Here is a 12,629-nt window from a genome sequence, read left to right on the forward strand (position 1 = left end):
GGAAGAAATGAGAAAAGGACCTTATTATACAGAAGACATTCTCGTAGAGAAGATGCAGAGCGGCGAATACGGTTGGCTTGATTATGTGAACCATTTCAGTGAGGAATGGCAGAACGAGTATCAAGAATACTGCAAGGAACACGCCCTGTGCATCGGCAACGAGAGTGCGGAACAGTTTGTGAAGTACAAAGATGAACTGTTAGAGCAAGGAATGGAAAAAGAGAACGCTTAATAAAATCATGCTATGGCGATAAGAAAGAACTTGAATCCAAGACAGATGGACTTGCAGCCAGAGATGCGTGACATCTTGATGCGCAATGGTATGCAAGCCCATATCATAGCCAACGGTGACGGTTATCAGTTAGCGGTACAGGGACATGACTCCCCACTGCTGACCTATAACCTCACCGAGAAACAGATGTTGGCATTGACCGATTGGGGAACCAACTCTGCCAACAAGAAGGCGTACAATGTCTTTACCAGCATCATCGGCAAAGACTTCTATATGCCGAGAAATCTTGTCCATGCAAGGAATGCTAACGGAAGAGTGGCTATGGGGCTGCATGGATATAGGATTGGTGCCGGAGAGTACGGACGGTTGGGATGGAGTCCAGAGTTTTTAGGTTGGACACCGAGAATGCAGGACGGCTATCATCTACGCAGAGTCGGAGGACATATATTCTATGCAGGAGCACCGATGGTAGCGGAAAGACCTGACAGAAGGCTGAAACCTGGTGAGTTAACCTCTGGAGGTTATGGCTTTTACTATAAAGGACAGCAACAAGTAGTACCACAAGCAGACGTATTACAAAACCTGCAAGCCGTGATGACACCTGTAGAAACACGTCCAAGAAGTCAAGAGCCAGCCAAACCCTACAAGGAACTGATTAGCTCACCTGTATATTTCTCCAACGATCAATGGCAGGAATGCCTGTCTTCACACGGTATCATCATCGATGAGAAGGCAAAGACACTCACCATCCAATCAGAAAGCACCAAGAGTGATATGGTGTATGACTTGACCGACGAAGAATTGAAGGCTTTGACCAACAATTCCGTCAAGCAAGTGTCGGTAGCCAAGCGACTGGAGATACTGAACAATGTCATTAAGGATGATTTCGCAGACAAGATAACGATGGATATGCTCAACAGCAAGGAGCGCATCCATATTGGTTTGCGCCCAGAGGTGCAGCAGGAGTTGGATGGCAAGATGCAGTTGCAGTCAACAGTAGAACCATTGCAAGTGCAGCAAGAGCCTGTGAACAATAAAGTAGGTATTGTGGATGGGCAGGACTTGGACGAGAGCAAGGGATGGTTCCGTGAAGGCAAGCATGGCAGAGAAGTAACTGTTGGTGAGATACGAGTGGAGCCAGCGGAGCAAGAAGGCAAGTTCCGCATGACAGCCATCATCAACGGTGAGCGAGTAAGCCACGAGATAACGCAGAAGCAGTATGACAAGTTCATGGCAGTGGATGACTACCATCGCATGAAACTCTTTTCCAAGATATTCGGTGAGGTAGATATGAAAGACCGTACCAGTTTGGGAACCAAGATAGGAGCAGCTTTGTTGGCAGGACTGGGTGTTGCAGCCGAAGTCGGCAGTGAACTTCATAGACCACATGGCGCACCTGTAGTGATAGTTGACCACCATCATGGTGCAGCCCCTGCACCACCTCGTCCCTACTTCAAACCAGGAGTAGATACACCGATGGATGTGGCGGCGAGAAACTTTGAGGCAGCCATGAACCAAGAGGTATTGCATCAGCACATGGGGAAAGGACTATAACGGAATACGCTTATGGCAAACAACGAACTGACATATAATGATTTCTTGCAGCGTCTGAACATACAAGAGTTGTTGGTGGACGCAGGCTATCAGTTGAACAAACGAGATGGCTTGCGCTATCCGTCGTATGTAAAGGTGGACAGTCATGGACAGCGAGTGAGGGGTGACAAGTTTATTGTCACTGGCAATGGCAAGTGCTGTTTTCAGCCACCAGAGCAGAAGAACTACAACGTGATAGGTTTCATCAAGGAGCATCCGACGCTGTTTGACGACTATAAGCCAGGGATGTCATTGGACAGACTGGTGAATGTGGTATGCAACAGACTGTTGAATAATCCCATTGACGTGCGTGAAAGCAGAGTGGCAGAACCCAAGCGAGATGCCAAGCCCTTCAACCTGTCAGACTATGACATCTTGCGTTTCAACCCAAGGGAAAAGGACACTCAACGGAAACACTATCCTTATTTCAAGGAAAGAGGCATCAACATGGGGACCCAGTTCGCCTTCCACAAGCACTTCTTCTTGGCGACCAAGCGTCGAAATGACGGATTGAGCTTTGCCAATCTCGCCTTTCCACTGTCCTTGCCGTCCAAGCCAGATTGCATCGTTGGATTGGAAGAACGAGGCAGACCCAAGCGAGAAGACGGTAAGGCATACAAGGGAAAAGCAGAAGGAAGCAACAGCAGTGAAGGACTGTGGATAGCCAACCTGACAGGTAAGCCATTGAAAGAAGCCACAAATATTCTATGGTTCGAGAGTGCCTACGATGCTATGGCAGAGTACCAAATCAACCCGGTGAAGAGCGTGTATGTCTCGACCGGAGGTACACCGACAAAGGGGCAAATAAAGGGAATGCTGGAAGAGACCCGACAAGCGAACCATTATTTGGGCTTTGACAAAGACGAGGCAGGACGTGGCTTTGTGAAGAACTTCAAAGCAATCGCCAAGGAAATGGGATTTGCAGACTTCACGGTGCAAGCCTTTCATCCTTTGGGACAATACAAAGACTGGAACGATGCCTTGCTTGGCAAACGAGACCAACGGTTGATAGACCAAGGAGAGATAGACTTCGACTATTTCGAGTTCGCCAAGGCGCAAGAGGCTGAGAGGCAACAACAGCAAGCCAAACAGAAGGAAAAAGAGGAACAGACATCGGGCTTCCGCAGATAAAGCACGGTGTCATTATCAAAAATGAGAACTATGCAGCAGACATATCGGTATAGAAACATCATCATCAAGCCCCATTGGATGCAGTTCGTCATCAACGAGCTGCACTTGCTTGTGCTTATAAGCGTAGGCTTTGTATATGCAGGTATTGATGATGCCGTCCTCTCCACTTTGGTGTTTGTCCTCTCGCTCTTGCTTTCCCTATGTTTGGCATATCGAATGGTCTATCTATGCAGGATGCGGTACATCATCAGTAACGAACAATTAGTGTTTGAGCATGGCGTGTTTCATCGGGAAGTAGATTATCAGGAACTGTATCGTGTGGTGGATTTCAATGAGAGTCAGACATTCATGCAGCAACTATTCCGATTGAAAACCGTGAGCATATATTCTGGAGACAGAACGACACCAAGACTTGACATTATTGGAGTACCGATGAAGGAAGAACTGGTGACAACCATCAGAGAACGAGTAGAAACCAACAAATGCAGGAGGAGCATCTATGAAATTACAAATAGGTAAGATATGGTTAATAGCAATTATCGGCATAGCAACGGCATTGGAAGTCAAGGCACAATTGGTGTCATCCAATCCCTTGGAATGGATGGCACTGGCAGAAGGCAATGAACTTATCAACAGTGAGATTGAAAAGCAAATCAACGGACAGACCAAGACGGCGTTGTTGCAGAACACGATGGCTGCTGAGTTTAATCAAATACACAAATGGGAGAAAAAGTACAACAGCTACTTGAAATCAGTGAACGGCTATGCCTCTTCGCTGAAAGCCTGTACCCATCTGTATGATGATGGCGTGAAGATTTTCATCACGCTCGCCAAGTTGAAGACAGCCATTAAGAACAATCCGCAAGGCATCGTGGCAAGTATGAGTATGAACAACCTGTATATCGAGACGGCAACGGAATTGGTATCGGTTTTCAATCTATTGAACGATGCCGTGGCGAATGGTGGCACAGAGAATATGCTGACAGGAGCAGACCGCTCCAAGACATTGTGGGCATTAAACGACAAACTATCTGCTTTCCAAAAGAAGCTCAACAAACTGTATCTGAGCATCCGCTACTATACAATGAGTGATGTGTGGAACAATGTCACGGCAGGGATGATAGACAGAAGTAATGGTGAGATTGCTACGCAAGCATTTGGACGGTGGCGGAGAGCTGCCAAAGTCAGTACACCATAATAATATAAAAACATTTGAGTATGAGAACATGGATATTTTGCTTTGGCATCATGCTGCTTTCTGTCTGCAAGATGCAAGCCCAAAACGACCCTGTATTGGCAGGAATGATATACGCATATACAGACAAGGCAGAAAAGGAGTTGAAGAACCAGGAGAAGGTGATGCTGATGCAGACCACTGGTCATATATGGTTGAAAGAGGAAGTGGAAGGAACCACCAATCTGCAACGAGAATTCAACAACTACTTGGACTCGTTCCGCTCCATCGTGGTGTATGCTGCACAGGTATATGGCTTCTATCACGAGATAGACCGACTGGTGGATAACTTGGGAGGATTCACCAAGCAACTGGATAAACATCCGAGCAATGCCCTTGCTGTGGCACTGTCAGCCAAGCGCAACAAGATCTATCGGGAGTTGATTATGGGCAGCGTGGAGATAGTAAATGACATCAGGCTTGTATGCTTGTCGGGCAACAAGATGACCGAGAAAGAACGAGTGGAAATCGTTTTCGGCATCCGCCCCAAGCTGAAGGTAATGAACAAAAAGCTGCAACGGCTAACCAAGGCGGTGAAGTACACCTCGATGGCGGACATCTGGGCAGAGATAGAGGAAGGTAGCCACGACAAGGCAGACAAGAAAACCATCGTGAAGGACTGCATGAACAGATGGAAGCGAAACGGAAAGATCAAATAACAATAAAAAGATACGACTATGAGTATATGGGCAAAGATAGCAAAGTATGGCGGCAGTGCCTTGAAAGGTGCAGGTAGTGTCGCCAAGCAAGGACTGAAATCTGCAAGCAATACGGCTGTGCATCCCACCCAAGCACTAAAAGGCGCAGGAAGTGCGATGAAAACAGCCGCTGTGGGCAGCGCAGCAGGATATGTGGCATGGCAGAACCTTGTCAACGACAAGAGCATGGTGGAGATAGCCAGTGATGTAGTGGTAGGAAAAGACACCACGGAGAAAATATCCGAAGCTGTGGAAGACGTGAAAGGACTGAAGAACAAGGCTGGAGAAGCAGTGGATGCTGTGAATGGTGCCATGGGCGACATCAACAGCAAGTGGAGCGGAATGAGCAACTTCTTCCGTGGCATCTTCGGAGGCAACGGACTGGAGATGTTCGGCAACTTCTTCAAGAACTTAGGTAAAGGAAACGTGTCGGGACTGAGCCTTGCAGGACTGGTAACAGCAGCGTTCCTCACTTTCGGACGTTTCGGATGGCTTGGCAAGATAGCAGGAGCCATGCTCGGCATGATGCTCATCGGCAACAATTCCAATATCAAGAACATTGTCAGTGGTGATGGCGGTCAAGGAAGAAATGTGAACGAAGCAGAAACGACCACACGCAGTGGCGGCATGAAACGATAAACATAAAAACGACAACAACATGAGATATACAGAAGAAATGATGCTGCAATCAAAAAGCGGCTTTTGCATGCCCTTTGAGGAGCGAGGCAAGGACGTGGAACTGACGCTTGGCTATGGAAAACAGAAGCATCCTGTAACAGGAACGGTGTTCTTCCATCACGGACTGGACTTTGAGGCAAATCACTATCTGCTGTCTGCCTTGGCAAGCGGAACGGTATCGGGCATTGGCAATGATGCGACACACGGCATCTACCAAGTGATACGCTACGGCAAATATGAAGTGACCTACGCCCACCTTGCCAACGTGTTCGTGAACTTCGGACAAACCGTGAAGGCAGGAAACATCGTGGCATTGAGCGGTGACAGACTGCATTTCGAGGTGAAGTTTGACGGTAAGGAAATCAATCCGATTGATTTTCTGACCATGCTATATGGCAATGTGAAGGCAATGGAACAGACCGGTAAGACTGGTTTTCCTGAGTTTGAGACCTACGACATGAATATAGCCACACAGTATGACAAAGACCAGAAAGAGATAGAAGAATTGATGCTGCGCTTCATGCCATCGTATATGGAAGACCTGTATAAAGGTATGTATGTGACACCGCAACATGCAGAGCAGTCGCTAAGGAACATCTTTACCTTGTCAGCGGCGAAACACTATTTCTATGAAGCTATGCCATCCATCAGCAATCCGTTAGGCATCGGGCAGAGAGCTATGCCCTTGGCTTGCAAGGTGCAGAACCTGCTGATTGCGGATTTCTTGAACTATCTGGCATTACGACATGGCATCTATCTGTCCACACTGAGCGAAGTTCTAAAAAAAAACTCCATGACGAAGCCGTAAGGACAAGTGGCATCATCGATCCTCTTGCAGAATTGAACATCGATATGCAGAGCTTTGATATTCCAAGGTTGGTGAGCGTCTATCCCGACCGTGCAGGAGTGAGATGGTGGACAAAGGCGTGGTTCAATAACCGAGAGGAAGGAGAATGCTCCGTGGAGATAGAACTGCAGCAAGCCATCCTCTTCATCCATGACAGAATAGAGAAGGACGCTTGGCTGGAGGAATACTTTCCAAAGCAGATGGAAGTGTATCACCAAGCCATCGAGCAGACAAGAGAACAGATATTAGGTCAACTAAACGTAACGCTATAATGAGTACTATCAAGAACCCGACACGCTTTGCAGAACTGGAGTATTGCCTTCAAGGATATTTTGACGGCAAGCTGGCATCTGTGATGAAACAGGTGCGAGATGACTTGACTCACAAGCAACTGGAGGAAAGAGGCAGATACCAGAGCAGTTTGGCAGGAGTGCTTGCTTCTGCCAATCCATATGCCGACAACACCGAGTTTGTTCTAAAGCAAACAGGCAAATGGAACAGCAAAACCACGGAGGACTATCTAGTGATGTGCAACCAGAAGATATGGAAGGACAAAAACATCGTGAAGGATTTGGCTCTTCTTGCTGGCGAGTGGCGCAATGCCGTGGTGAAGGAAATTGGACGAAGCAAATATGACGCTTTGTCGAAAGCCTGTGGCGAGGATTTGGCATACGCATACGTTGCACAAAGGATGGAAGACCTGATGATTGGGAAGCTCGTCAAGGACAATACACCCAAATCAACGATGGACTACATCTTGCGAAAGGCAGCACAAAACAGCATCTGGGGACTGCAAGAAGAACTGATGAAGTCACCATTGACAGCAGAGATAGAAGCTCGTGGCGAGAAAGCCTATAAGCCAAGCAAGACGGAGAAGTTTGCTGGAAGGGCTACCGCCTTGGTAGTGGATGCCGTGACTATGGGCGGTATCGGTAGTTGGAAGTCATTGGCAACTTTGGTGGGGAGCGACATGGCATTGGGCTATATCCTCGATTCCAAGAAGGGAAACGCAGAACAGCGGAAAGAGCAAGTGATGGAACTGAGCATCAGCAAGGGTGTGTTCGGACAGAACGGCAATACCTTCACTGGTTTTCGCTCACAAGCCAAGAAAGTGAATGCCACCGACAATGGCTATGTCAAGACGCTCAACAGCAAACTCCATAACAAGATACATATCCCACAAAAAGCATTTACACCCATGGCATGGACAGATAACAGTTTTAAGTTTCCTTTCCAAAAAGAGCAAGAGAAACGGAACGATCCGAAATACAAGAATGTACCGCTGATAGTGGCACCCGGCAAGGAAGATGCCTATCTGGAAGAGAAAGCCAAGCACGACGCAGCCAAGGTTGCAGAGGCAGAGCGCATCATCCAGGAAAAGAAAGATGCAGAGGCGCAACAAACAGAAACTGATGAACAACAGCAAGCGCAATCAGAAGAAGAACAGCAAGAACAACCTGAAAATGACAACAGCAACGGATGGGAAGGACTGTTGAAGAACTTCGGACTGAATGGTTTCAGCGACATCGGCAATAACCTCGGCTATGTGATAGCCATGTTGCCCGACATCCTTGTTGGACTGTTCACTGGCAAGACGCAATCATTAGGCTTGAAGGACAACATGATGCCAATAGCCGCCATTCTTGCAGGAATGTTTGTGAAAAATCCATTGCTGAAGATGACACTCATCGGTATGGGCGGTGCCAATCTGCTGAACAAGGCAGGACATGAAGCATTGGCAAACAAACAGGAAAGCAATGATAGAAATGCTGTATCATACGATAATACAACATCACAAGCAGTGCAATATAAGTCCTATCCAGACGAACCGTTGAATCCCCGAATAGCCAACCCTGTGCTGCAAGGCAATTGCTTGGTGGCAACCATCGACCGAGTGCCATACACCATCCAACTGCCAGAGCATGTGGTTGGAGCATATCAAGCAGGAGCCTTACCACTCAACACCCTTGCCAATGCCGTGCTTGCCAAGAGTGACCAGATGAGACAGATGGCAGAACGCAACTATGGCGAGCAAGAAGTGAGAAATGTGAGAAACGAGGCGATGGAAAACGCAGAGCAGCGAGAAGTCATCCAACGTTCAAGATAAGATAAAACGTAAAACAATCATACAATGAAAGAGAAAAGTCCACAAGAGAAGAATGCGGCAGAGCGTCAAGTGTCACTGATTACCGAAGCCCTGTCGAAAGCAGCCGACAACAAGGGTGTTTGGCTGAACGAGCAAGGAAAGCAATATCCACGGTTTTACCCAAAGGGAGCGGCAGTGAGTCCGTTCAATGCCCTCGTGATGGGATTGAACTCCGACAAGAACGGATTTTCTACAAATCTTTACACGTTATTTAGTGAAGCCAAGAAGCGAGACGAGTCTGTGATGGCGCATGAGAGAGGTGTGCCGTTCAACTGGTATGCGTGGAACAAGTATGTGAACCGACATAATCCAGAGGACATCATCAGTAGAAAGGACTACCAGGAATTGTCGGCTACCGATCAGACACAGTACAAGGGCATCCATAATCGGGAGATACGAGTGCTGTTCAACATCGATCAAACCATGTTGCTATTGAAAGACAAAGAAAAATATGAAGAGGTGGTGAAGGCGAATGTCGGTGCGAATGAAGACAAGGCATTGCGTAGCCAAGTGAATGACTTCATCCAGAAGATGAAGGACAACCTGATGGCGGTGCGCAAAGACGGAAGCGGAGTGGCACATTATGACACGGAGAAGGACGCCGTGTATATGCCAAAGCAAGAAAATTTTGAGCAATATAGCGATTATGTGCAGGAGATGCTGCGTCAAGTGGTGAGTGCTACAGGACATCAACAGCGACTGGCAAGGGAAGGCATGGTGATGAAGAATGGCATTGCACCATCTGAGGATGCCGTGAAGCAAGAGAAACTGGTGGTAGAACTGGCTTCGGGCATCAAGATGATGGAAATGGGTATGCCAGCCAAGATTTCCAAGGAGAACATGGGATTGGTGGACTACTGGAACCGTGAACTGAAAGAAAATCCATGTCTGATAGATGCTATAGAGAGTGATGTGAACAATGCCTTGGACGTTATCCGCAAGGCAGAGCGTGGCGAGAAAATAGAATATTCATCCTTGAAGAACGAGCAGCAGACCACCGAGATGCAATTGAAGATGCCCAAGCATTACTTCGTGGCAGACGAGATAGCCAAGCATCCTGACAGCGAGCAGAAGTTTGTGGTGATTGTAAGAGACAAGGAAAACAAGAGTGCTGATGTGGTGTTGCCAGCAGGAGCATCATTGGAAGTGAACAACGAGGTGTCGGGCATGAGCAAGCAGCGCATCGAACATGCCTTACAGAAAGAAGGTTTTCAGTCTGTCAAGTTCTATAATCCCGATGGCGCTTTGGGCTACCATCCTGATGACAGCTATTTTGCAGGAAAGGACATCACTGTGGCAAGATTGAAGAACTGGCAACTGGAAGACATATCCAAGATAGACGTGAGTGATGCCGTGAGCCAGAGCAAGCAGGTGGGCTTCGACCGCATACAGATGGTGCAGGATGACAACAAGCGTTGGGCGATGTATATCAAGCCCGAAGGACAGAAGGCTTTTTCCATCTATCCCGACAAGGCGGACTTAAACCGCTTCTTCACCACACTGAAACAGGCGCAGGACACGATGGACAGTCTGAGAGTGGAACTGGCACAGAAATACTATGCGATGGCAGAGACAAAGCCTGACCTGAAGGTGGACTTGTTTGGCAGCGGTCAGCACAACGAGGTGGACATGAACCGCATACAGAAAGTGAACGTGTTCAAGGCAAAGAACGATGTCATTCTGTGTGCAGTCACCATTGATGGCGCAGACAAGTTGCAGCCTCGTGTGGTATCGCCAAGCCAATGGCAACGAATGTGGATTGCCGAAGACAAGAACGAGTACAAAAAGCATCTTGCTGCTACCCTGTTTGCTGACATCCTGCAGAAAGGACAGACGCAGGAGCAGACTGCATCAGAAAAGCAAGTTGAGGAAACCGAGGTGAAGCAAGAAACGCAAGTCTCCACCGATAAGAATGAGGAAGAACATCGAGAGTATCACGAGGAAGAGAATAAGCAAGCATCTTCTGAGGAAAAGACAGATATTAGGGAAGAGAAGGATGCGACTGTTCAAAGAGATAATAACGCTACTGTGGAAAAGAAGGAAGAAACAAAGGGTAAGCAGAAGGAAGAGACCAAGGACTCTCCCATCATGAAGCAATGGAAGGAGTTGAAAGCCAAGCATCCAGATGCTTTGCTGCTGTTTCGTGTAGGTGATTTTTATGAGATGTATGAACAGGATGCCAAGCGAGGAGCGGAAGTGTTGGGGATTACATTGACAAAGAGAAACACCCAAGCTGGTATCTACATGGCTGGCTTTCCACATCATGCCTTGGACACCTATCTGCCCAAACTTATCCGAGCAGGAGAACGAGTGGCTATCTGTGACCAGTTGGAGGCACCCAAGCAGAAGCAAGAGGAGCAAAATACTGAGGAACAGCAGCGTTCTGGCGGTATGAAACGATAATAATGAGGATAAAGACATGAGCAAGAATCAGCAATATGCAGAAAGATATGCTGTCGAGGCGATGGAACAAATGAAGCGATATGGCATCCCTGCTTCCGTCACCTTGGCGCAAGGCATCTTAGAAAGCCGTAATGGACAGAGTGAACTGTCGCAGTTGGGCAACAACCATTTTGGCGTGAAGGCTTCGAAAAGTTGGCTGAAGAACGGTGGCGACTATCTTGTCTACACCGATGACAAACCGAATGAGAAGTTCTGCAAGTATGCCACGGTGGGTGACTCATACGAACACCATTCCAAGATATTGAAGAACAACAGCCGCTACAGCCAATGTTTCAAACTCTCTCCCGACGACTACAAGGGATGGACAAACGGCATTGAGCGAGGCGGTTATGCCACCAGTGGAGGATATGCAGCCAGTTTGCAAAAGATTATCGAGATCAATGGATTACAGAAGTATGACCAACAGGTGATGCGAGAGATGAGGGCTGAGGGCAAGAAGTTCGGCGTAGAACAGAATGCAAGGACTTCAGCAACGGTATCGTCTTCGGTATCGACATCCAATAATGACGAAAAGAAGCAAACAGCATCTCAAACAACCAACGACAAATACTCATTCCCTGTGAAAAGGGACGAGTTCTTGTTTGTCACTTCTCCATTCGGTATGCGTCAAGACCCTATGGACAAAAGCAAACAGCAGATGCACAAGGGCATTGACATCAGAGCCAAGCATGATGATGTGTTGGCAACCGAGAATGGTGGCAAGGTGGTAGCTGTGAACCACAATGCCAATACTGGCGGTGGCAAGTCTGTGACAGTGGAATACGCAAGATCGGACGGAAGCAAGGTGCAGACCACATATATGCACTTGGACAGTATTGCCGTGAAGGTGGGTGACGAGGTGAAAGCTGGGCAAAAGTTAGGTGTGTCGGGAAATACCGGCACACGCACTACTGGCGAACACTTGCATTTCGGAGTGAAAAACATATCGGCAGACGGCAAGACAAGGGACGTGGATCCTGCATCATACTTGGCGGAGATAGCGCAGAAAGGTAATCTGAAGCAACAAGCATTGTATAACGGCAATGACCTGTTGGCAAAATACAAGGGAAATAGTTCGGTAGTGGACACGAGTCTGTCACCTGACGATTGGATGAAGAAACTGCTTTCATCCGAGGACGCAAGCACAGGATTGTCAAGTACAGACCCGATAATGGGATTGGTGACTACCATGTATAGCAGTCTGCTTGCCCTCGCTGTGCAAATAGACAGTAAAAGCGAGGAAGAGCAAAAAGCGCAAATCTCAGAAGCTGTAAGCAAAAGGCAGGTGGACTTGAAACCGTTGATGCCGACTATGAATGAATGTGTGCTGAGCGTTGGCGATAATGGAAAGGCTGTGTTGCAAGCGGACAATGGCACTACCAAAGTGACGAGAGAGCTGACCAATGCGGAGTTATGTAGATTGTCGCAAGTGTTGGGTGATACCAACCTGAGCAATGATGCCAAGAAAATGCGCATCGCTGGAATGGTGAATACTATCGTGCTGACGCAACAGGCATCGCAAAACTATGAGCAAGTCCTGGAACAGCAAGAAGGTCAAAGTCAGACAATGCAAAGAAAGTAAGATACTTGGAGGTTCCACATCTTGGTCGATTGAAAACGAATAAAAA

General features: G+C 47.6%; 12 protein-coding genes. All 12 read left to right on the top strand.

Going from position 1 to position 12,629, the window contains the following annotated elements; genetic code table 11:
- Positions 1-7: 7 nt before the first annotated feature.
- From ONT18_RS10505 to ONT18_RS10560, 12 genes are read left to right on the top strand one after another with little or no spacing between them, the layout of a single operon-like run.
- Positions 8-232, top strand: a complete 225-nt coding sequence (locus tag ONT18_RS10505) for a hypothetical protein (protein WP_117701508.1) — start codon at positions 8-10, stop codon at positions 230-232.
- Positions 233-244: 12 nt separating this feature from the next.
- Positions 245-1,786, top strand: coding sequence for a hypothetical protein (locus ONT18_RS10510; RefSeq protein ID WP_264905449.1), 1,542 nt, complete (start codon positions 245-247; stop codon positions 1,784-1,786).
- 12 nt (positions 1,787-1,798) lie between these two features.
- Positions 1,799-2,956 (top strand): toprim domain-containing protein, encoded by a 1,158-nt coding sequence (locus tag ONT18_RS10515; protein ID WP_233904989.1) that lies wholly within the window; start codon positions 1,799-1,801, stop codon positions 2,954-2,956.
- Positions 2,957-2,986: 30 nt separating this feature from the next.
- Positions 2,987-3,475: a PH domain-containing protein gene (locus ONT18_RS10520; RefSeq protein WP_149952442.1), complete on the top strand. Its 489-nt coding sequence runs from the start codon at positions 2,987-2,989 to the stop codon at positions 3,473-3,475.
- Entirely contained in the window at positions 3,456-4,154 is a 699-nt protein-coding gene (locus tag ONT18_RS10525; protein WP_264905451.1) for a hypothetical protein, read from the top strand. Before ONT18_RS10520 ends, ONT18_RS10525 begins: the two co-directional genes overlap by 20 nt.
- A gap of 20 nt (positions 4,155-4,174) precedes the next feature.
- Positions 4,175-4,849, top strand: a complete 675-nt coding sequence (locus ONT18_RS10530) for a hypothetical protein (protein WP_233904991.1) — start codon at positions 4,175-4,177, stop codon at positions 4,847-4,849.
- A gap of 18 nt (positions 4,850-4,867) precedes the next feature.
- Entirely contained in the window at positions 4,868-5,527 is a 660-nt protein-coding gene (locus tag ONT18_RS10535) for a hypothetical protein (RefSeq protein ID WP_117701493.1), read from the top strand.
- A gap of 19 nt (positions 5,528-5,546) precedes the next feature.
- On the top strand, positions 5,547-6,374 hold the full coding sequence (locus ONT18_RS10540; protein ID WP_149952434.1) for a M23 family metallopeptidase: 828 nt from the start codon (positions 5,547-5,549) through the stop codon (positions 6,372-6,374).
- 44 nt (positions 6,375-6,418) lie between these two features.
- Positions 6,419-6,685 (top strand): hypothetical protein, encoded by a 267-nt coding sequence (locus ONT18_RS10545; RefSeq protein ID WP_264906859.1) that lies wholly within the window; start codon positions 6,419-6,421, stop codon positions 6,683-6,685.
- The gene (locus ONT18_RS10550; RefSeq protein ID WP_264905454.1) at positions 6,685-8,520 is read left to right on the top strand and encodes a hypothetical protein; all 1,836 of its coding nucleotides are present in this window, start codon (positions 6,685-6,687) and stop codon (positions 8,518-8,520) included. The genes ONT18_RS10545 and ONT18_RS10550 overlap by 1 nt, the downstream gene beginning before the upstream one ends.
- A 24-nt stretch (positions 8,521-8,544) precedes the next feature.
- Positions 8,545-10,962, top strand: a complete 2,418-nt coding sequence (locus ONT18_RS10555) for a zincin-like metallopeptidase domain-containing protein (protein ID WP_264905456.1) — start codon at positions 8,545-8,547, stop codon at positions 10,960-10,962.
- A gap of 16 nt (positions 10,963-10,978) precedes the next feature.
- Positions 10,979-12,583, top strand: coding sequence for a glucosaminidase domain-containing protein (locus ONT18_RS10560; protein ID WP_264905458.1), 1,605 nt, complete (start codon positions 10,979-10,981; stop codon positions 12,581-12,583).
- Positions 12,584-12,629: the final 46 nt, after the last annotated feature.

It is taken from the genome of Segatella copri (assembly GCF_026015295.1).
GTDB lineage: Bacteria > Bacteroidota > Bacteroidia > Bacteroidales > Bacteroidaceae > Prevotella > Prevotella copri_C.